General features: G+C 74.5%; 20 protein-coding genes. 15 read left to right on the top strand and 5 right to left on the bottom strand.

The genetic code is table 11. The annotated features are described in order from the left end of the window. The first annotated feature begins 26 nt into the window (after positions 1 to 26). The 5 genes from glsA to RVR_RS00530 all read left to right on the top strand — a co-directional run bounded on the left by glsA (position 27) and on the right by RVR_RS00530 (position 5225). Complete coding sequence (gene glsA / locus RVR_RS00510; protein ID WP_202231876.1) at positions 27 to 1412, top strand: glutaminase A; 1386 nt, start codon at positions 27 to 29, stop codon at positions 1410 to 1412. A gap of 110 nt (positions 1413 to 1522) precedes the next feature. Continuing rightward, on the top strand, positions 1523 to 2620 hold the full coding sequence (locus RVR_RS00515; RefSeq protein ID WP_202238279.1) for a baeRF3 domain-containing protein: 1098 nt from the start codon (positions 1523 to 1525) through the stop codon (positions 2618 to 2620). 174 nt (positions 2621 to 2794) lie between these two features. Next, positions 2795 to 3229: an XRE family transcriptional regulator gene (locus RVR_RS00520; RefSeq protein ID WP_202231877.1), complete on the top strand. Its 435-nt coding sequence runs from the start codon at positions 2795 to 2797 to the stop codon at positions 3227 to 3229. A gap of 186 nt (positions 3230 to 3415) precedes the next feature. After that, positions 3416 to 3988, top strand: a complete 573-nt coding sequence (locus tag RVR_RS00525; RefSeq protein WP_237404488.1) for a ParH-like protein — start codon at positions 3416 to 3418, stop codon at positions 3986 to 3988. Beyond that, positions 3981 to 5225, top strand: a complete 1245-nt coding sequence (locus RVR_RS00530) for an MAB_1171c family putative transporter (RefSeq protein WP_202231878.1) — start codon at positions 3981 to 3983, stop codon at positions 5223 to 5225. The genes RVR_RS00525 and RVR_RS00530 overlap by 8 nt, the downstream gene beginning before the upstream one ends. A gap of 100 nt (positions 5226 to 5325) precedes the next feature. On the opposite strand, the gene RVR_RS00535 is transcribed toward RVR_RS00530, so the two are convergent. After that, the gene (locus RVR_RS00535; RefSeq protein ID WP_202231879.1) at positions 5326 to 5898 is read right to left on the bottom strand and encodes an SRPBCC family protein; all 573 of its coding nucleotides are present in this window, start codon (positions 5896 to 5898) and stop codon (positions 5326 to 5328) included. Between the two features lie 223 nt (positions 5899 to 6121). Here RVR_RS00535 and RVR_RS00540 point away from each other — a divergent pair, with 223 nt between their 5' ends. Next, positions 6122 to 6586, top strand: a complete 465-nt coding sequence (locus tag RVR_RS00540; RefSeq protein ID WP_202231880.1) for a universal stress protein — start codon at positions 6122 to 6124, stop codon at positions 6584 to 6586. 126 nt (positions 6587 to 6712) lie between these two features. Here the strand turns inward: RVR_RS00540 and RVR_RS00545 are convergent, their stop codons facing one another. Further along, entirely contained in the window at positions 6713 to 7345 is a 633-nt protein-coding gene (locus RVR_RS00545; protein ID WP_202231881.1) for a winged helix-turn-helix domain-containing protein, read from the bottom strand. A gap of 108 nt (positions 7346 to 7453) precedes the next feature. Then, positions 7454 to 7582, bottom strand: coding sequence for a hypothetical protein (locus tag RVR_RS38505; RefSeq protein WP_272933049.1), 129 nt, complete (start codon positions 7580 to 7582; stop codon positions 7454 to 7456). A 164-nt stretch (positions 7583 to 7746) separates the two neighbouring features. Between RVR_RS38505 and RVR_RS00555 the strand changes: the two genes are divergently transcribed. Next, positions 7747 to 7887 carry a hypothetical protein gene (locus tag RVR_RS00555; protein ID WP_202231883.1) on the top strand — a complete coding sequence of 47 codons (141 nt, stop codon included), beginning with the start codon at positions 7747 to 7749 and terminating at the stop codon, positions 7885 to 7887. A gap of 44 nt (positions 7888 to 7931) precedes the next feature. Here the strand turns inward: RVR_RS00555 and RVR_RS00560 are convergent, their stop codons facing one another. After that, the gene (locus tag RVR_RS00560; protein ID WP_202231884.1) at positions 7932 to 9170 is read right to left on the bottom strand and encodes an acyl-CoA dehydrogenase family protein; all 1239 of its coding nucleotides are present in this window, start codon (positions 9168 to 9170) and stop codon (positions 7932 to 7934) included. Positions 9171 to 9386: 216 nt separating this feature from the next. Here RVR_RS00560 and RVR_RS00565 point away from each other — a divergent pair, with 216 nt between their 5' ends. The 6 genes from RVR_RS00565 to RVR_RS00590 all read left to right on the top strand — a co-directional run bounded on the left by RVR_RS00565 (position 9387) and on the right by RVR_RS00590 (position 15658). Further along, a complete protein-coding gene (locus tag RVR_RS00565; RefSeq protein WP_202231885.1) occupies positions 9387 to 10034 on the top strand; it encodes a TetR/AcrR family transcriptional regulator in 648 nt (215 codons plus the stop codon). A 120-nt stretch (positions 10035 to 10154) separates the two neighbouring features. Further along, positions 10155 to 11393 (top strand): Mur ligase family protein, encoded by a 1239-nt coding sequence (locus RVR_RS00570; RefSeq protein WP_202231886.1) that lies wholly within the window; start codon positions 10155 to 10157, stop codon positions 11391 to 11393. An 86-nt stretch (positions 11394 to 11479) separates the two neighbouring features. Beyond that, positions 11480 to 12208, top strand: a complete 729-nt coding sequence (locus tag RVR_RS00575; RefSeq protein ID WP_202231887.1) for a type 1 glutamine amidotransferase — start codon at positions 11480 to 11482, stop codon at positions 12206 to 12208. 170 nt (positions 12209 to 12378) lie between these two features. Next, positions 12379 to 13404, top strand: a complete 1026-nt coding sequence (locus RVR_RS00580; RefSeq protein WP_202231888.1) for a 6-phosphofructokinase — start codon at positions 12379 to 12381, stop codon at positions 13402 to 13404. 213 nt (positions 13405 to 13617) lie between these two features. After that, a complete protein-coding gene (locus tag RVR_RS00585; RefSeq protein WP_237404489.1) occupies positions 13618 to 14598 on the top strand; it encodes a cytochrome c oxidase assembly protein in 981 nt (326 codons plus the stop codon). An 85-nt stretch (positions 14599 to 14683) separates the two neighbouring features. Beyond that, complete coding sequence (locus RVR_RS00590; protein ID WP_202231889.1) at positions 14684 to 15658, top strand: hypothetical protein; 975 nt, start codon at positions 14684 to 14686, stop codon at positions 15656 to 15658. A gap of 152 nt (positions 15659 to 15810) precedes the next feature. On the opposite strand, the gene RVR_RS00595 is transcribed toward RVR_RS00590, so the two are convergent. After that, positions 15811 to 16524, bottom strand: coding sequence for a TetR/AcrR family transcriptional regulator (locus tag RVR_RS00595; protein WP_202231890.1), 714 nt, complete (start codon positions 16522 to 16524; stop codon positions 15811 to 15813). 202 nt (positions 16525 to 16726) lie between these two features. On the opposite strand from RVR_RS00595, the gene RVR_RS00600 reads away from it, so the two are divergent. Continuing rightward, positions 16727 to 18268, top strand: a complete 1542-nt coding sequence (locus tag RVR_RS00600; protein ID WP_202231891.1) for an MFS transporter — start codon at positions 16727 to 16729, stop codon at positions 18266 to 18268. A gap of 174 nt (positions 18269 to 18442) precedes the next feature. Continuing rightward, positions 18443 to 19489, top strand: a complete 1047-nt coding sequence (locus tag RVR_RS00605; RefSeq protein WP_202231892.1) for an NAD-dependent epimerase/dehydratase family protein — start codon at positions 18443 to 18445, stop codon at positions 19487 to 19489. Positions 19490 to 19592: the final 103 nt, after the last annotated feature.

The raw sequence follows: 19592 nt of genomic DNA on the forward strand, positions 1-19592 counted from the left end.
CGCCGCGCCGCGCCAAGCATGGACCCATGGCCGACACGGCGCCGTTGGACGTGATCAGCGCGGGGCTCGCCGAGGTGCACCGGCAGTTGCTGCCGGTCACGGACGGCGAGGTCGCGTCGTACATCCCCAAGCTCGCGCTCGCCGACCCGGGCGACTTCGGGTTGGCGCTGGTGAGCATGGACGGCCACCGGTACCGGGCGGGGCGGGCGGACGTGCCGTTCTCGATCCAGTCGGTGTCCAAGCCCTTCGTGTACGCGCTGGCGCTGGCGGAGCTGGGGTTGGACGAGATGCACCGCTTCGTGGGCAACGAGCCGAGCGGGGACGCGTTCAACGCGATCAGCCTGGAGCGCGGCACCGGCCGCCCGGCGAACCCGATGATCAACGCGGGCGCCGTCGCGACGACCAACCTGGTGCCCGCGAGCAGCCCGCAGGAGCGGTTCGGACGCATCCTGGACGGCCTGAGCGCCTTCGCCGGACGCCGGCTGGACGTCGACGAGGAGGTCTACCGCTCGGAGTCCGCGACCGGCGACCGCAACCGGGCGCTGGCCTACCTGATGCACGCGGCCGGTTCGCTGTCCGTCGAGCCGCAGGCCGCCGCGGAGACGTACTTCCGGCAGTGCGCGGTCCGGGTGGACACCGTGGACCTGGCCGTGATGGCGGCGACGCTGGCCACCGGCGGTGTCAACCCGGTGACCGGCGAGAGTGTGGTGCCCGAGCCGGTCGCGGTGCAGGTGCTCTCGGTGATGGCGACCTGCGGGATGTACGACGGCGCCGGCGACTGGCTGGTGCGGGTCGGGCTGCCGGCCAAGAGCGGCGTGTCGGGCGGGCTGACCGCGGCGAGCCCGGGTCGGTTCGGCATCGCCTGCTACAGCCCGCCGCTGGACCCGACCGGCAGCCCGGTGCGGGCGGTGGCGGCGCTGCGGGAGATGTCGCGGCGGTTCGGGATGCACCTGATGCACGTGCCGGCGCCGGGCCCCGCCACGGTGACGGCGTGCACGACGGCGGAGCGCTGGCTGTCCGGCGCGCACCGACCGCCGGCCGAGCGGGAGGCGCTGGCGCGGGAGGGCCGGCGGATCGCGCTGGTGGCCGCGCGCGGCGAGCTGGACTTCACCGCGGTCGAGCGGGTGCTGTGGGCACTGGCGTCGGTGGCGCCGAGCCGCCCGGGCTGGCTGGTGCTGGACCTGGCCGAGGTGCTGTGGGTGCGGCCGCCGGCCCGGGCGATGCTGGAGGCGGCGATGGAGCGGGTCACCGCCGCCGGCCACCGGGTGTGCGTGGTGCCGGGGGCGCGGGCGTACGGCCACGGCGCGCTGGCGCTGGGCGCCCAGGTGTGCGGGAGCCGGGCGGAGGCGATCGCGTGGGCCGAGGACGGACTGGTCGGCGAGTCCGCTGGGCTGCGGAACCCGACCGATTGATATATCCAGGTAGGGACGGAATTGTCAGAAGCGGAAGACTACCGGAAGACGACCAGACGGTTCGGGGCCGCGTCTTCGCAAGCCGCCGGAAAGGTCATCCCATGCCCTCCATGCACCAGCCGCTGACTCCCGCCGCGCTCGCCGACCTGCGCCGGCCCCGCAAGTACCCGGCGGTGTCGGTGCTGCTGCCCACGCACCGCCGCGAGCCGGACAACGCCCAGGACGCCGTGCGCCTGCGCAACCTCCTGGAAGAGGCGAAGAACGCGGTGCACAGCGACCCCGAGGTCGCCCGGGCCGACCGGATCGACGTGATCGGCCGCCTCGACCAGGCGCTGGCCGAGGTGGACCTGGTGTACGCCGAGGAGGGTCTGGCGATCTTCGCGGCGCCCGGCGAGCACCACGTGTGGTCGCTGGAGCGCTCGGTGCCGGAGCGCGTGCTGCTGGCGCAGACCTTCCTGACCCGCAACCTGGTGGCCGCGTACGCCGCGAGCCGGCCGTTCTGGGTGCTGGCGCTGTCCGCGGACACGGCCACGATGTGGAGTGGCGGCCGGCAGCACACGCCCCACCAGGAGGAGGGCCCCTTCCCGGTGCGCCGGACCCCGATCGACTTCGATCCGGAGCGCCAGGAGCGGATCGGCGACACCCCGAGCACCTTCAACGACGAGGAGACCCGGATCTTCCTGCGGGAGGTCACGGACGCGGTCGTGGCCGTGCAGGCGGCGGATCCGCGCCCGCTGTACCTGGTGGGCGAGCCGGAGGCGATCAGCGCGCTGGACGAGGTCGGCCCGGTGGCCCGGGACGCGGTGGCGCACGTCGGGCACGGCGGGCTCGCCGAGGGGCCCGGCGAGGCACTGGCCCGGGCCGTCGCCGACTCCGACCGGGAGCGCGACGAGCGGGCGGTCGCGGCGGTGCTGGACGACCTGGACCGGGCCCGCGGCCGCAAGGCGTTCGCCGGCGGCGTGGACGAGGTGTGGCAGTCGGTGACCGAGGGCCGGGCGTCGCTGGTGGCGATCGAGGACGGGTACCGCACCACGGTCCGCGACGACGGCGACCACCTGGTGCCGGCCGGCACCGGCGAGCGCGGCGCCCGCGACGACATCGTGGACGAGATCGCGGAACAGGCGCTGGACACCGGGGCGCGGGTGCGCTTCGTGCCCGACGGCCACCTCGCGGACTCCGGACGCATCGCGGCGGTGCTGCGCTACTGACCGCCCGGGCACGTGCGCGGCGTCCGGCTCGGCCCGGGACGGTTCCCGCCCGGGTCCGGTCCGGGTCCCGCCCAGTCCGCTCAGCGTCAGAAGGTGTCCGCTCGCCGGTGCCAACTGCCGCCCCGCACCTATACGATGAGATTCCGGTTCGCGGCGGGGCGGTGGAATCCACAGATGGTTGACGGGGACGGGTCGGCGCCCGGGGCGACGACCCTCGCGGAGAAGATCGACGCGCTCTTCCGCGTGGTGCGCCGACCCGACCGGGAGGCGTACACCCACGAAGAGGTGGCAGGCGCCTGCCGGGACGCGACCGGGGAGAGCTTCTCGACCACCTACCTCTGGCAGTTGCGCACCGGCCGGCGGACCAACCCGACCAAGCGCCACCTGGAGGCGCTCGCGCAGTTCTTCCGGATTCCGGTCGCGTACTTCTTCGACGACGAGCAAGGGGCGCGGATCGCCGCCGAGTTGGAACTGCTCGGCGCCCTGCGGGACGCCGGGGTGCGCAGCGTCGCACTGCGGGCGGTGAACCTCTCCGCGGAGGGCATGGGCACGATCAGCGACATGATCGACCTGATCGCCAGACGCGAGGCGGAGCGGAACTCCCCGTAGCGCCGCGCGTTCCCGGGCAGGGGACGCGGCGGACGGGATGCAGCAGAGTCCGGGACGCGGAAGTCCCGGAACACGGCCGGACGTTCCGGAACCGGACCGGATGTTCCGGCGTTCTGGGATCGGGCGCGACAGCGGGTACGGGCGGCGCGGGAGCGGCGGTCGCAGGCGGCGATGGGGGTGATGCACGTGAGAGCGCGGGTTACCACACATGACGTGCTGTGGGACAAGTACCGGCAGGCCATGGGCGACATCGACCTGCCCAGGCCGTTCGACGAGGTGGCACTGGTCGCGCGGCTGGCCGAGCGGCGCGGGCGGCCGATCGAGCTGATCCCGGTCGACGCGCTGCCGAACCTGCCGTGCGGGCTGCTCATGGTCACCGACCACGCCGACTGCATCGTCTACGCGACGGACACCAGCGCGCTGCACCAGCGGCACATCCTGCTCCACGAGGCGGCCCACCTGGTGTGCGGGCACGACCGCGTCGCCCCGGCGCCGGCGAAGCGGCCCGCCGCGGACGGGGACGTCCCGTCCGGGGCCCGCACGCTCCTCCCCCACCTCCCGGACGCGCTGGTCCGCCGGGTGCTGGGCCGCACCGTCTACACCGAGCCGCAGGAGCAGGAGGCGGAGCTGCTCGCGTCGCTGATCTGCTCGCGCGCGGCGCGCGAGGCGCGCACCCCGCCGCTCGCGGAGGGCCAGCAGCGCCGGCTGGGGTCGATGTTCGGCGCGGCTCCCGCCCCCCGGGGCCGGGCACGTGGTTGACACCGGGACGTACTCCGCGGGGGCGCTGTTGATCGCCTTCGCCTGCTACCGGATGGTGGTGGTCCGGCGCGGCGGCCCCGACCCGGACCCGGCGAACCGCTACGTCGCCTGGTTCGCGATGTCGATGGGCGCGGCGCTGCTGGTACTGGCGCCGGACACGCTGGAGGCGCTGCACCGGTCGGGTCCGGCGGCGCCGCGCGCGGGGGCGCTGCTGGGCACGGAGCTGAAGATGTGCTCGCTGACCGCGCTGGCCCTGATCGCCCGGGCGCTGGCCGAGCCGGACCGGCCGCAGCGGGAGACGGAGCGGCGGTCGGCCCGGCGGGCGCTGGCGGCCGGCGTCCTGCTGGCCGCCCTCTACCTGCCCGCGGGCGTGCGCGAGCACCACGGCAGCGGGTACGTCACCGGCACCGCGGCCCGCTGGCTGCTGGCGGGCTACGACCTCCTGTTCGTGGTCTACGCGCTGCGCTGCCTGGCGCTGTTCACCACCCTGCTCGGCCGCCACTCCCGCGGCCTGCCGCCCAGCGCGCTGCGCACCGGGCTGCGGCTGATGCGGGCGAGCGGCGCGGTGGGCGCGGCGTGGACGATGCTGCTGCTCTGGGACGCCGTCCAGGTGCTGCGCTGGGGCCGGCAGGACACCGCGGAGCACCCGGCGGGGGCGGTGCTCGCGCTGCTGTGCGTGCTGCTCGCGGTGAGCGGGGCGACGGCCACCACCTGGGGGCGGGCGCTGGCCGCGCCGTTCCGGCTGGTGCGCGCCGCCCGCTCCTACCGGGCGCTGGAGCCGCTGTGGTCGGCGCTGTACGAGGCCCACCCGGGGATCGCGCTGCGACCGCCCCGGGAGGAGGGGCGGCCGGCGCTGCGGGACATGCAGTTCGCGCTGTACCGGCGGGTGATCGAGATCCACGACGGCCGGCTGTCGCTGCGGCCGTACTACCCGGCCGACGCCCGGGCGTGGTTGGCCACCCGGGCGGCGAACGCCGTGTCCGGCGGCCCGGGTCCGTCCGCCACGGCGGCCCTGCCGCCCGGCTGCGCGCCCTCGGACGCGGTGACGGAGGCGGCGTCGCTGGCCGCGGCCGTGGAGGCGCGCCGCGCGGGCCTGCAACCTCCGCCGCGGCGCCCGGGGTTGGCGGCCACCGCCCTGCCGCGGACCGGGACGATCGACGGGGACGTGGCGTGGCTGACGGTGGTCGCGCGGAACTTCGCGGACATCACCGGGCCGGACGGCCGGGTCCGGACGTGAAAGAGCCCCGGCCGGGACGGGGGGACCAGGCCGGGGCAGTCGGGGCGTGGCGGCGCGGGCACCGGATGTTCACCGTGTCGCCACATGTTTAGTTTAACACTCAATGAGCGTAGTCGAACCCGGTGGGCGCCGACGAGGCGCGCATCGGTGTCGCGGCGGGCACGTCCGCCTCCTCGGCCGGCGCCGGGGCGGCCGTCTCGGCCCCGCCCGCCGTGGCCGCGGCCAGCGACTCGGCGGCGGCGCGGCCCTCGCCGAGCAGATCGCGGAACTTCAGGCCGTCGGCGGGCAGGTCCCGCCGCCACGCCATCGCCACCAGCGGCGCGAGCAGTACGAGGGCCGCGCTCAGCGAACTGGTCACCGACAGCCGCACCATGGTGCCGTCGGCGTGCGGAAGGAGGTCGAACCCGTAGAACGGGACCTGCGTGCCCAGCGGCCCCCACATCCGCTGGCCGCGGAACGCTATCCGGCGCCCCGGCTCGAAGTCCGCGCAGACCAGCCGGTGCGAGCGGCGCCGCCCGGGGAAGCGGTAGCGGTAGACGGCGTCCACCCCCGGTTCGACGTACCCCGGTTCGACCGAGGACACCCCCGAGCTCCACAGGGCGAGGTTGCGGGCGTCGGCGAGAAAGTCGAAGACCTCCGTAGGTGTACGCCGCACGAACACGTTCGTGGACACGCAAGGCATCGCAAACCTCCCCGGTAGCGGCGTGGACGGCCGCCGTGCGCGGGCGCGGACCGTCAGGGACGGTTCGCGTGGCGGTCGGGCGTACGCCTGCTTCACTCCTCTTCCACAGCGTGCCCCGCAAAACCGCACATGTCGTGGCAATAGGGCCGATCGAGTGAGAACGCTGCGTGCACGGGGGTGATCAACCAGTGCCTCGGGCCGATAGCCTGACCTGGTGGAAGAGCAGAAACTGCCGGCACGTTTCGAGCGCGGCACCGACGGACCGAAAGTGATCGTCGCCGGACTCGACGGCTCGGAGTCGTCCTGGCGGGCCGCGGCGTACGCCGGCGGACTGGCCCGACGGCAGCACGCCCTGCTCGCCCTCGTCTACGTACAGCCGTACATCGCCGGCGGCGCCGCGCTCGGCGTGCCGGTCTCGGAGGCCGACACCGGGGTCGCGGAGCAGTTGCTCGCCGAGATCCGCGACTCGGTGGAGCGCACCCGCGGCGCCTTCTCGGTGCGCTGGGAGTTCCACACCTTCCGCGGCGACCCCTACAACGGACTGGCGATGGCCGCCGACCAGTTGACCGCCGACGCGGTCGTGGTCGGCGCCTCGGAGCGCGCCGGGCACCGGCTGGTCGGCTCCGTCGCGGTGCGCCTGGTGAAGTCCGGCCGCTGGCCGGTCACGGTGGTGCCGTAGGGCCTGTCCGGTCGGCGGCCGCCGCGCCGTCGTCCCCGCCCGCGCCGCCCGCGGTTCGGGTCCCGGTCGCACGCGCAGGTGCGGCCGGGACCCGGACGACGTCGTCCTCCCGCCCCCCGGGTGCGCTCAGCGGGCGGCCTGAGCCGGCGCGTACTTGTAGCCCACCCGGCGGACGGTGACGATGCTGCCGCGGTGCTCGGCGCCCAACTTCCGCCGCAGCCGCGCGATGTGGACGTCCACGGTGCGGCCGTCGCCGACGTGGCCGTAGCCCCACACGGTGGTGACGAGCTGGTCCCGGGAGTGCACCCGGTGCGGGTGCGCGACCAGGTGGGCGAGCAGTTCGAACTCCAGGTAGGTCAGGTCCAGCGGCCGGCCGTCGACGGCGGCGGTGCGGCGCTCGCCGTCGATCGACACCGGCGCGGCGGGCAGCGACGGCCCGCCCCGCTCCTGTGCCCGCGGCGCGACCTGCTCCGGCTCGACGACCTGCGCGGTGGCGTACGGGTGGGCGTCCGCGGCGGTCAGCGGCTGCTCGACGCCGGCCCGGTCGGCCGGGACCAGCACCAGGTAGCCCACCATCGGGGCGCCGCCGGCCACCGCGGGCAGCACGTGGCCGGGGGCCGGCAGCCAGGTGGCACCGGGCGGCAGGAAGTCGGGGGCGGGCGGGACCTCGTCGGGCCGGACGGCGCGCAGCCGCTGCCGGGCGGCGGGCGGCGCGGGGACGGCGGCGGGCGCGGACGGGATGTGCGAGAGGTTCGACATGGTTTCGGCTCTTTCGCGCGAGGGGTCGGAAAGGACTTCCGTCTGCGCGGTACCGGAAACGTGCTGGTGCCGACGGCGACCGGCGCTCGGGCCGGAGGCGGTGCGAGGTCAGCGGGCGACGTGGTTCCGCGCGGGGATCGCGCGGCAACACCAGCGGTCGAAGTGGTGCTCCTGCCGGGACGGCCAGAAGGGCTCGAGGTCGTCGCGACCCGTCCCGGTGTGAGTGATGCTGGCCATGCCCCTATTGAACCAGACCTGGAGCCCCGGGTGTGAGAGTCCGGCAGGGTCCATGACGTGTCCGCGGTCACGCCGATCGCGGACACGCCCCCGCCGGGCGCCCCCTGCGGGCGGTCGCCGTGCCGCCCGGGGCTACGCTGAGGCGTCGAGTTGAAGGAGTCGCCATGCAGATCCACCACGTGCTCACCACCCTGGCGGTCAACGATTCCCCCGGGCCCGGGCCGGTGATGCGCACCTTCATCGTGGTGTCGGTCGTCGGCGCCGCCTTCCTGGGCTGGTTCCTGCTGCGCGGCTACCGCGACTGAGGACCGCGGCCGGCCCGGGGACCGCTCCCCGGGCCGGCTCCGGCTCAGCGGATGGGCACCCCGGCGAGGGTGCGGGCGATGACGAGGCGCTGGATCTCGCTCGTGCCCTCGAAGATGGTGTAGATCGCGCTGTCGCGGTGCATGCGCTCCACCGGGTACTCGCGGGTGTACCCGTTGCCCCCGAGGATCTGGATCGCCTGCGCGGTGACCTTCTTGGCCGTCTCGCTGGCGAACAGCTTGGACATGGAGCCCTCGGCCGAGGTGAACGGCCGGCCGGCGGTGGCCATCCAGGACGCGCGCCACACCAGCAGCCGGGCGGCGTCGATCCGGGTGCGCATGTCGGCGAGTTGGAACGCCACGCCCTGGTTGTCGATGATCGGGCGCCCGAACTGCTCGCGGCCCCTGGCGTATTCGAGGGCGTACTCGTAGGCCGCGCGGGCGGTGCCGACCGCCATGGCGCCGACCGCGGGGCGCGACGCCTCGAACGTCGCCATCGCCGCGTTCTTCACCCTCTCCCTGCCCTCGGCGTCGCCGGACCTCGCCCGCTCGCGGGCGCGGGCCAGCCGCTCGTCGAGCTTCTCCTTGCCGCCGAGCAGGCAGTCGCCGGGCACCCGGACGTCCTCCAGCACGACCTCGGCGGTGTGCGAGGCGCGGATGCCGTGCTTCTTGAACTTCTGCCCCTGGGACAGGCCGGCGGTGCCGGGCGGCACGATGAAGGAGGCGTGGCCCCTGGTGCCGAGTTCGGGGTCGACCACGGCCACCACCACGTGCACGTTGGCGATGCCGCCGTTGGTCGCCCACGTCTTGGTGCCGTTGAGCACCCACTCGTCGGTGGCCTGGTCGTAGACCGCGCGGGTGCGCATCGAGCCCACGTCGGAGCCGGCGTCCGGCTCGGAGGAGCAGAAGGCCGCCACCTTCACGTCGGAGGCGTCGCCGTACATCTGCGGCACCCAGGTGCCGATCTGCTCCTCGGTGCCGTTGGCGAGCACCCCGACCGCGGCAAGGCCCGTGCCGACGATGGACAGCGCGATGCCCGCGTCGCCCCAGAACAGCTCCTCCATGGTCATCGGGATGCCGAGACCGGTCGGGTCGAAGAACTGCTGGGCGTAGAAATCGAGCGAGTAGAGCCCTATCTTGGCGGCCTCCTGGATGATGGGCCAGGGCGTCTCCTCGCGCTCGTCCCACTCGGCGGCGGCCGGGCGCATCACGTCGGCGGCGAAGCCGTGGATCCACTCCCGCACGGACTGCTGTTCGTCGTTGAGTTCGAGCGTGAAGTCGCCCATCGTCCCCTCCACGTACTTGTTACTTGCGGTAACAGCAGTCTGTTACCGTGCGGTAGGGAATGTCAACTCGCAGACCGCGCGGCGGTCGAGCGCCCCCAGGGTGTTACGTTGCGCGCATAAAGCCGCAGCACACGAGCACTGCGGACGCGTGGAACACACAGCGAAGGACACCTGCGCCCGGTCACACGAGCGCGGCCAGCGACCGGGAGGCACACCGTGGAGACCGGGCATCGGCAGGACCAGCGGACCGCCACGCAGCGGCGCCGCAACGAGCTGCTGGAGGCCGCCGACCGCGTGGTGCTGCGCGAGGGCCCCGAGGCGTCGATGAACGCCATCGCGGCCGAAGCCGGCATCACCAAGCCGATCCTCTACCGCCACTTCGGCGACAAGTCCGGGCTGTACCGGGCACTGGCCAAGCGGCACACCGACGCGCTGCTGGCCACCCTGCGCGCCGCGCTGGACTCCCCCGGCGACCGCCGCGACCGGGTCGAGGCGACCCTGCACGCGTACCTGTCGGCGATCGAGGCCCGCCCGCAGGTCTACCGGTTCCTCATGCACCCGGCCGAGACGCCCGCGGCCGACGGGGAGAAGGGCTTCGACGTCGGCCGCCACCAGGCGCCCCTGCTGCGGCGGATGGGCGAGGACCTCGGCGACGTGATCGCCGAGCGGCTCGACCTCGGGCCCGACACCCGGCAGGTGGCCCGCGTGTGGGGGCACGGCATCGTCGGGATGATGTACGCCGCCGGGGACTGGTGGCTGGGCGAACAGCCCTGCTCCCGGGACGAACTGGTGCGCACCCTGGCGGACCTGCTGTGGGGCCGGCTCACCCTGGCCGGCGACCGGGCCGGCAGCCGCGGGTTGTGACCCGCGTGCCGCCCGCGCCGGCCCGCGGCCGAAGGGCGCACCGACCGCCGCGGCGGTCAACTCCCCCGCCGGGAAGTCGATAGGCTGACACCGGGCGCAAGTCGAGGAGGAAACAACAGGATGGCAGGCAACTCTGAGCCGCTGACGCCGCGGGCGAAGCTCGCCGTGACGGCGGGCAGGGCCGCGGCGGCGGTCTCCCGGGTCGCGGGCAAGGGCAGTGGATCGGTGATCGGCGGCAAGGTCGCGCTGAGGCTCGACCCCGACCTGCTCGCGCGCCTCGCCCGCCACCTGGACGTCGTGCTGGTGTCGGCGACCAACGGCAAGACCACCACGACCCGGTTGCTCGCCGAGGCGCTGCGCGCGGGCGGCCCGGTGGTGTCCAACGCGCTCGGCGCGAACATGCCGGCCGGCATCACCTCGGCCCTGGCCGGCGGCTCGGACGCCCGGTTCGGCGTGATCGAGGTGGACGAGAAGTACCTCGCCGGAGTGGCGCGGGACGTCACCCCGAAGGCGATCGCGCTGCTCAACCTCTCCCGGGACCAGCTCGACCGGGCCGCCGAGACCCGGATGCTCGCCGAGAAGTGGCGCGAGGGCCTGGCCGGCTCCGAGGCGATCGTCGTCGCCAACGCCGACGACCCGCTGATCGTCTGGGCCGCCTCGTCCAGCCCGACCGTGGTGTGGGTGGCAGCCGGGCAGGCGTGGAAGGACGACGCCTGGTCCTGCCCCTCCTGCGGCGGGGTGCTGCAACGCCCGTCGGACGACTGGTTCTGCGGCGAGTGCGGCTTCCGCCGCCCGACCCCGACCTGGGCGCTGTCCGGCGACCACGTGGTCGACCCGTACGGCGTCGCGTGGCCGATCCACCTGCAACTGCCCGGCCGCGCCAACAAGTCCAACGCGGCGGTGTCCGCGGCGGTCGCCGCGGCCTTCGGCGTCGACCCCAAGGTCGCGCTGGAGCGCATGTACAAGGTGCAGGCCGTCGCCGGGCGCTACGACGTGGTCACCTACCAGCAGCGCCAGGTGCGGCTGCTGCTGGCGAAGAACCCGGCGGGCTGGCTGGAGACGTTCTCGCTGATCGACCAGCCGCCGGCACCCGTGGTGCTCTCGGTGAACGCGCGCGGCGCCGACGGCACCGACACCTCCTGGCTGTGGGACGTGGACTACACCCGGCTGGCCGGGCACCCGATCATGGTGCTCGGCGACCGCCGGCTGGACCTGGCGGTCCGCCTGGAGGTGGCGGGCCTGCAGTTCCGGGTCTGCGCCGACCTGGACGAGGCGGTGCGCTCCGCGCCGCCCGGCCGGATCGAGGCGATCGCCAACTACACCGCCTTCCAGGACCTGCGCCGTAAGGTCGGAAACTGAACGGGCAGCCGGGCGCGGCGCACGACCCGTGGTCGCCGCAGGCCCGACCCCAGGCCCGATCCCGTCAGCGGACCCGAGGAGAACGCATGAGTGATTCCAGCCTTCGCCTGGTGTGGGTCTACCCCGACCTGCTCAGCACCTACGGCGACCAGGGCAACGCGCTGGTGGTGGAGCGGCGCGCCCAGCAGCGCCGGGTCCCGGTCACCCGGGTCGACGTCCGCTCCGACCAGCCGATCCCGACCTCCGGTGACATCTACCTGCTGGGCGGCGGCGAGGACCGGCCGCAGCGGCTGGCGGCCGAGCGGCTGCGGCGCGACGGCGGGGTGAACCGGGCGGTGGCCAACGGCGCGATCGTCTTCTCGGTCTGCGCGGGCTACCAGATCCTCGGCCACGAGTTCGTGAACGACCTGGGCCGGCCCGAGCCGGGCCTGGGCCTGCTGGACGTGGTGAGCACCCGCGGCGAGGGCGAGCGCTGCGTCGGCGACGTGCTGGCCGACATCGACCCGCGGCTGGGGCTGCCGCCGCTGACCGGCTTCGAGAACCACCAGGGCGTCACGCACCTGGGACCCAGCGCCCGCCCGTTCGCCCAGGTGCGGGTCGGCCGGGGCAACGGCACCGGCGACGGCACCGAGGGCGCTTTCAACGACACCGTGTTCGGCACCTACATGCACGGCCCGGTGATGGCCCGCAACCCGCACATCGCCGACCTGTTGATCAAGCTGGCGCTGGACGTCAACGCGCTGCCCCCGGTCGACGACCAGTGGTACGACGCGCTGCGCGAGGAGCGGATCGCCGCCGCCGTACAGCCCGCCTGACCCGTGCCGCCGGGGTTTCGGCGGTCTTTCGCCCTCCCTTCCGGGTGGTGTCCGGTACCTGAACCGACGGAATCGACCGCCCGGGAGGGCCGGGGCGACGGGTAAGCTGGGCGCGATCCATCCGGACGACGGGGTCCGGCCGCCCGGTTGAGTTGCAGGAGTAACGAGCGATGCGAATTGGTGTCCTGACCAGCGGCGGCGACTGCCCCGGGCTGAACGCCGTCATCCGGTCCGTGGTACACCGCGCCGTGGTCGACCACGGTGACGAGGTCATCGGCTTCCACGACGGGTGGAAGGGGCTGCTGGAGTGCGACTACCGCAAGCTCGACCTGGACGCGGTCAGCGGCATCCTCGCGCGCGGCGGCACCATCCTCGGCTCGTCCCGGGTCCAGCCGGCGCACCTGCGCGGCGGTGTGGAGCGCGCCCGCGGCCATGTCGCCGACCTCGGCCTGGACGCGATCATCCCGATCGGCGGTGAGGGCACCCTCAAGGCCGCCCGGCTGCTGTCGGACGCGGGCCTGCCGATAGTCGGCGTGCCCAAGACGATCGACAACGACATCGCCTCCACCGACGTGACCTTCGGCTTCGACACCGCGGTCACCGTCGCCACCGAGGCCCTGGACCGGCTGAAGACCACCGCGGAGTCGCACCAGCGGGTGCTGATCGTGGAGGTCATGGGCCGGCACACCGGGTGGATCGCGCTCCACTCGGGCATGGCGGCCGGCGCGCACGCGATCGTGGTGCCGGAGCGCCCGTTCGACGTGGAGGAACTGGCCGACGTGGTCGGCAAGCGCTTCGAGGCCGGCAAGAAGTTCGCGATAGTGGTCGTCTCCGAGGGCGCCAAGCCCCGCGAGGGCACGATGGACTTCACCGCGGGCGCCACCGACGTCTACGGCCACGAGCGCTTCACCGGGGTGGCCAACCAGCTCTCGGTGGAGTTGGAGGAGCGCCTGGGCAAGGAGGCCCGCCCGGTGATCCTCGGTCACGTCCAGCGCGGCGGCACCCCCACGGCGTACGACCGGGTGCTTGCGACCCGCTTCGGCTGGCACGCGGTCGAGGCGGTGCACAACGGCCGGTTCGGCATGATGACGGCGCTGCGCGGCACCGACATACACCTCGTCCCGCTGGCGCAGGCGGTCGAGCACCTCAAGACGGTGCCCGTCGAGCGGTACACCGAGGCCGAGTGCGTGCTGTGAGCCGGCGGTGCCCGCCCGCCGCGGCCTCCCGCTGAGGCCCGGCGGCCGGACACCCGGCCCGCTGCTCCGCCCCCGGGCCGCCCCAGCCCGACCCGCCCCTGCCCTGGACGTCCTCCCGGACCTCCCCGGCTCGCCGATGACGCCCCCGGTCGGATCGCCGACCGGGGGCGGTTCTAGTCTGGTGCGGGCACATCGGGTGAACAGGAGTGGCAGATGGATCACGGCGGTTCGGCGTTGCTGGCCATGCCGGGAATGCCGGGGATGGGCGCGGACCTGCCGCCGTTCACGCTCGGCCGCGCGCTGGCCTTCGGCGGCGACCCGTTCTTCCTGGTGCTGTGCGTGCTGCTGCTGGTGCTGTACGGGTGGGGCGTGCTGCGGCTGCGGACCCGCGGCGACCGTTGGTCCCCGGGCCGCACCGTGTCCTTCGCGGTCGGCGTGCTGACCGTCGGCCTGACGATGTGCACCAAGCTCAACGACTACGGCATGGCGATGTTCAGCGTGCACATGGTGCAGCACATGGTGCTCAGCATGCTCTCGCCGATCCTGCTGCTGCTGGGCGCGCCGGTGACGCTGGCGCTGCGGGCGCTGCCGACGGCCGGGAAGGGCCGCACTGGCCCGCGCGAGCTGCTGGTGAAGGTGCTGCACAGCCGCGTGGTGCGGGTGGTCTCGCACCCGGCGTTCACCATCCCGCTGTTCGTGGCGAGCCTGTACGGGCTGTACTTCACCCCGATCTTCGACGACCTGATGCGCAGCCAGGCCGGGCACATCGCGATGATGGTGCACTTCCTGGCGGTCGGCCTGGTCTTCTTCTGGCCGATCATGGGCGTGGACCCGGGCCCGAACCGCCACGGTTACGTGATGCGGATGCTGGAGCTGTTCGCGGGCATGCCGTTCCACGCGTTCTTCGGGATCGCGCTGATGATGGCGAGCCAGCCGATGGTGACCACCTTCAAGCACCCGCCGGCCTCGCTCGGCGTGCACGCCCTGAGCGACCAGACCGCCGCCGGTGGCATCGCCTGGGCGTTCAGCGAGATCCCGTCGGTGGTCGTGCTGGTGGCCCTGCTGTTCCAGTGGTACACCTCCGAGAAGCGACAGGCGCGCCGCAGCGACCGGGCCGCCGACCGCAACGGGGATGCGGAACTCGTCGCGTACAACGCCTATCTGGCGTCGTTGGAGGCACGCAGCCGCGGTTGACCGGAAGGGGGGCCCGCGCGTGGGCGGACAGGTGAGGGTGTCGCAGGGGGCACTCGAGCTGCCCGGGGGGGCCACCGTACGGTTCATGCGGACGCTCAGGCTGCCGGAGACCGGGACCCATCCGCTGCCGCCGGGCCTGGGCGCCTTCCCGCTGCGGTCGGTCGCGGACTACCCGGACCGCGCGCCTGAGCAGTGGCTCGACCGCGGTGGCGTACTGCTGCCGGTGCTCCAGCGCGAGGCGGTGTGGCTGGGCTTCTCCGCGGCGGCGCCGGTCGCCCTCCAGGTGGGGGCCGGCGCGGCGTGCGCGGTGTCGGGGCGCCCCTGGAGCGACCGGTTGGCGCAGGACCCGCAGAACTACGTGGTGCTGCCCCGGCAGCCGTGGCTGGACGGGATCAGCTCCGGGCACGGCACCATCCGGCAGTTCGTGGCGACTGCGCCGGGCCCGGACCCGGCCACCGAGGTGCCGGAGCCGCCCGGACAGGGGTGGTGCGGTGTGCAGTTGCAGGTCTTCGAGCTCCGTCCTCACGCGAGGGCGCGGTGGCAGGCCGCCCAGCGGGCGCGGGCCGGGCGGGAGAGCGACGTGGCGGGGTGGGGTGCGGCCGGGGTGGTACGGCCCGGTGACCGCTCCGGTCCGGTGCCCGGCGTGCCGTTGGCGGCGCCCTCGGCGCTGCCGGGCGAGGCGGTGCGGGTGGACGCCGCCGTGACGGGGCTCGGCGCGGGCGGCCGGATGCGCCAGGAGGTCTACCGCGATCCGCGGCCGCTCGACGACTGGCAGGCTGAGCCGTCCGCGCGGGTGTGCGTGCACCTGGTGTCGGCGGCGCGCTGGCGGTCCATCACCGGGGAGCCGGCCCCCGCCTCGCCGGTGGACCGGGCCGCGTACGCCTCGGCGGGGCTGCCGTGGTACGAGCACTACGCTGCGGACTCGGCGGACTCGGCGGACTCGGCGGACTCGGCGGACTCAGCGCATACGGCGCCGGTCTCCTCCGATCCACCGCCGGCGGCGGCAGGCCCCGGCGAGGGTCGCGGCCGGACGGCCGACGGGGGGTCGGCGGCCCGGTGACCCGGTAGCCCTTGTGGCCCGGTGGCCCGCGCACCGTGATCGGCCGACCGGGCACGGCACCGGGTGGAGGGGAAGCCTCGGCCGGACAGTCGGCCGTGCACGGCACCGGCGGGCGCGGGCCGGCGCGCGCGGGTCAGCGGGGCAGCGGGGGGTCAGCGGGCGGCGGGAATCCGGGCGGCGAGACCGGCGACCAGGAGGTCGAGGCCGAACTCGAAGCGCTCGTCCGCGACGTCGCGGACGAGTTCGTCGATCATGTCGTGCACGGTCGGGAACCGTTCGACGGGCAGGGAGGCGTAGTAGGCGCGGGCGGCCGCGTGGGTCAGGTCCTCGCCGGACCGCCCCGCCGCCGCTGCCGCGCCGGCCCGGGTCGCCTGCTCCGCCGTGTAGCCCGAGATGTAGAGCGCCAGCATGTCGGCGCCGTAGGCGCAGTCCCGATCCGACAGCCCGGCGCCGCGCAGGATCGCCAGCAGGCATTCGGTGGCACGGACGTAGTTCGGCCCGAGCGGCACGCCGATCTCGGCGAACAGCCGCGCCAGGTCGCCGTGCCGGGCGAGGATCCGCCGCCCTTCCCGCATCACGTCCTTCAACTGCCGCTGCCACTGCGCCGGGTCGGGCTCGGGGAGGTCCAGTTCCCCGATCACCTGGTCGAGGACGAGCCGGACCAGTTCCTCGCGGCCGGAGACGTGGGCGTAGAGCGAGGCGGGACCGGTGCCGAGGTCCTGGGCGACCCGGCGCATGCTCAGGGCCTCCATGCCCTCGGTCTCGATGACCCGCAGGGCGGCGGCGACCAGCGCGTCCTGGCTGAGGGCGCGGCGGGGAGCGGCCTTGCGCGTGCCGGGCCACGGCGGGACGGGGATGTCGGTCACGGGCGGCTACCTCCGGCGCGGTGTGGGGCTGCGACCACCACTGTATTTGACGCGAACACCGTTCGCTTGTAGAACAGTGTTCGCTACGACGAACACCGTTCGCCGACGGCGTGCACCGGCGACGGACCGTACCGGCACCGCCGGTCGCACCCGCGCGCCGACCGCCCGCACCCGACGCCCCCCTTGAGCGAAAGGCCGCCGCATGACCAGTCCCGTGGAAGCCGCAGAGCCCGACCGCGCACCGGCCCGCAGCGACGCCCCGCCGCCGTTGCCCCTGACCTCGCCCTCGTCCCCGCCTTCGTCCCCGTCTTCGTCACCGTCGCCGTCGGCCACCCGGGCGGGCGGCAGGCTGCGCTGGCTCGGCCTCGCCGCCGTGCTCGCCGTCGAGGTGATGGACCTGCTCGACACCACGATCGTGGGCATCGCCTCCCCCTCGATCCGCGCCGACTTCGGCGGCAGCTCGACCCAGATCCAGTGGATCACCGCCGCCTACACGCTCTCGTTCGCGGTGCTGATGATCACCGGCGCGCGGCTCGGCGACATCGTCGGCCGCCACCGGATGTTCCTGCTGGGCGTGGCGGGCTTCGGTGCGTGCTCGGCGCTGTGCGCGTGCGCGGTCTCGCCCGGGATGCTGATCGGCACGCGCGCGGCGCAGGGCGCGTTCGCCGCGATGGTGCTGCCGCAGGGGATCGGCCTGATCCGGGAGGTCTTCCCGGCCGCCGAGGCGGGCCGCGCGTTCGCGTTGTTCGGACCGGTGATGGGCGTCTCCGCGGTCGGCGGCCCGGTGCTGGGCGGCTACCTCACCGACGCCGATCTCCTGGGCACCGGCTGGCGCGCGGTCTTCCTGATCAACGTGCCGCTCGCCGTGGCCGCCTTCCTCGTCGGGCTGCGCGCATTGCCCGCGAGCCGCGCCCCGCGCCGGACCCAGCTCGACCTGCCCGGGGTCGTCCTGGTCAGCGCCGCCGTCCTGCTGCTGGTCTACCCCCTGGTGGAGGGCCGCGACCTGGGCTGGCCGCTGTGGTCCTACGCGATGATGGCCGCCGCGCTCCCGGTGCTGCTCCTGTTCGCCCGGCGGCAGCGCGCGCTGCGTCGCCGCGGCCGTTCCCCGCTGGTCGAGCCGAGCCTGTTCCGGCACCGGGGCTTCGACGGCTCGCTCGCGGTCGGCGTCGTCTTCTTCGGCGCGATGTCGGGGCTGATCCTGATCCTGACGCTGTTCCTCCAGTACGGCCTCGGGGACAGCCCGTTGCGGGCCGGCGCCACCACGATCCCGATGGCGCTCGGCACCGCGGTGGGGGCGACGCTCTCCGGGGTGTGGCTCGGCGCGCGGTTCGGGCGCCTGACCGTGCAGGGCGGCCTGGTGCTCACCGCCGCGGGAGTCGGCGCGCTGGCCCTGACCGTCCACGGGACCGGCGGCACCCCGACCGGCTGGCAGCTCTCCCCCGCGCTCCTGGCCGCCGGGATCGGGCTGGGCATGGTGATGGCCCCCTTCTTCGACATCGCGCTGGCCGGCGTCTCCGACGACGAGACCGGCTCCGCGTCCGGCGTGCTCAACGCCGTGCAGCAGCTCGGCGGTTCGATCGGGGTGGCCGTCCTCGGCACCGTCTTCTTCTCCCGCGCGGCCCACGGCACCTCCCCCGCCCGGGCGACGGCCGCCGCCGCGCAGACCGCCCTCTGGATCGCGGCGGCCGCCCTGGCCGTCAGCACGGCCGCCGCGTTCCTGATGCCGCGTCGCGCCCATCACTGAGCGGTGCCGGACGGAGCCGTACCGCACGGAGCGAGGTGGCCGGAGGGGGTCGGGCGGGTCGGTGGCTCCGCGGAGCGGGAAGGCGGGCGAACCCCCGGGGATTGTGCCGAGGGCGAATCCGCGCACGGCGAAACGCACTGGTCCCACTCGGCCACCCCGCCGTAGCGTCGGCGCATGACTGGTACCGCGTTCGTCCTCGGGGCTTCAGGGCAGATCGGCAGGCGAGCGGTGCACGCGCTCGCCTCTGACGGGTGGGAGGTGGTCGCGGCGTCGCGGGGCGGCGGCTCCGACGCCGGCTGGCCGCCCGGGGTGCGTACGCTCCGCGTCGACCGCGCGGACACCGCCGCGCTCGCCGGCGCCCTGGGCGACGGGGTCGACGTCCTGCTCGACTGCGTCGCCTACGACGCCGGCCACGCACGGCAGTTGCTCTCCCTCGCCGACCGGATCGGCTCGGCGGTGGTGGTCTCCAGCGCCGCGGTGTACCGGGACGCCGAGGGCCGCAGCTTCGACACGCAGGAGGAGCCGGACGGCGCGCCGCGCTTCCCGGTGCCGCTGCCCGAGACGTGGGCGACGGTCGACCCCGGGCCGGCGACGTACGGCACCCGCAAGGTCGAGCTGGAGCAGACGCTCCTCGCGGCGGCCGACCGGCTGCCCTGCACGCTGCTGCGGGCCGGGGCGATCCACGGGCCCCACAGCCCGCTGCCGCGCGAACTGTACTTCGTCAAGCGGGCGTTGGACGGCCGCACGGTGCGAGTGCTGCCCTACGGCGGCCGCAGCCGGTTCCACCCGGTGCACGTGTCGAACATCGCCGAACTGGTCCGGCTGGCCGCGCGCCGGCCGGGCGCACGGGCGCTGAACGCGGGCGACCCCGCGGTGCCGACCGCCGCGGAGATCGGCGACGCGATCGACGCGGTGCTGGGGCGTACCAGCGGCACGGTGCTCGTGGACGGGCCGCCGCCGGCGCCGACGGTGGGCGCCCACCCGTGGGCGCTGCCGTACCCGATGGTGCTGGACATGGCGGCGGCCGAGAGCGAGTTGGGCTACCGCGCCGTCACCACCTACGAGGACTCGCTGCCGGAGACGGTGGCCTGGCTGGCGCGGGGGCTGGCGGAGGGCAAGGACTGGAAGGAGGAGTTCCCGCGGGTGGCGCAGATGTCGGCGGCGGCCGACGACTGGTTCGACTACGCGGCCGAGGACGCCTGGCTCGACACGCGGGGTTGAGGTCCGCGGCCGGTCGCGGGCCGGGGCCGGGCGACCGTCCGTCCCCGGCGCTCGCTTCCGGCGCCCGCCCCCAGCCGTCGGCCGAGCCCCGGGGTGCTCATCC

The sequence above is a fragment of the Streptomyces sp. SN-593 genome (assembly GCF_016756395.1).
GTDB lineage: Bacteria > Actinomycetota > Actinomycetes > Streptomycetales > Streptomycetaceae > Actinacidiphila > Actinacidiphila reveromycinica.

Excerpts from the sequence above, each read along its gene's own strand:
- glsA (WP_202231876.1), top strand. The coding sequence starts at position 27 with ATGGCCGACACGGCGCCGTTGGACGTGATCAGCGCGGGGCTCGCCGAG.
- RVR_RS00515 (WP_202238279.1), top strand. The coding sequence starts at position 1,523 with ATGCACCAGCCGCTGACTCCCGCCGCGCTCGCCGACCTGCGCCGGCCC.
- RVR_RS00520 (WP_202231877.1), top strand. The coding sequence starts at position 2,795 with ATGGTTGACGGGGACGGGTCGGCGCCCGGGGCGACGACCCTCGCGGAG.
- RVR_RS00545 (WP_202231881.1), bottom strand. The coding sequence starts at position 7,345 with ATGTCGAACCTCTCGCACATCCCGTCCGCGCCCGCCGCCGTCCCCGCG.
- RVR_RS38505 (WP_272933049.1), bottom strand. The coding sequence starts at position 7,582 with ATGGCCAGCATCACTCACACCGGGACGGGTCGCGACGACCTCGAGCCC.
- RVR_RS00555 (WP_202231883.1), top strand. The coding sequence starts at position 7,747 with ATGCAGATCCACCACGTGCTCACCACCCTGGCGGTCAACGATTCCCCC.
- RVR_RS00560 (WP_202231884.1), bottom strand. The coding sequence starts at position 9,170 with ATGGGCGACTTCACGCTCGAACTCAACGACGAACAGCAGTCCGTGCGG.
- RVR_RS00570 (WP_202231886.1), top strand. The coding sequence starts at position 10,155 with ATGGCAGGCAACTCTGAGCCGCTGACGCCGCGGGCGAAGCTCGCCGTG.
- RVR_RS00575 (WP_202231887.1), top strand. The coding sequence starts at position 11,480 with ATGAGTGATTCCAGCCTTCGCCTGGTGTGGGTCTACCCCGACCTGCTC.
- RVR_RS00580 (WP_202231888.1), top strand. The coding sequence starts at position 12,379 with ATGCGAATTGGTGTCCTGACCAGCGGCGGCGACTGCCCCGGGCTGAAC.
- RVR_RS00585 (WP_237404489.1), top strand. The coding sequence starts at position 13,618 with ATGGATCACGGCGGTTCGGCGTTGCTGGCCATGCCGGGAATGCCGGGG.
- RVR_RS00590 (WP_202231889.1), top strand. The coding sequence starts at position 14,684 with ATGCGGACGCTCAGGCTGCCGGAGACCGGGACCCATCCGCTGCCGCCG.
- RVR_RS00600 (WP_202231891.1), top strand. The coding sequence starts at position 16,727 with ATGACCAGTCCCGTGGAAGCCGCAGAGCCCGACCGCGCACCGGCCCGC.
- RVR_RS00605 (WP_202231892.1), top strand. The coding sequence starts at position 18,443 with ATGACTGGTACCGCGTTCGTCCTCGGGGCTTCAGGGCAGATCGGCAGG.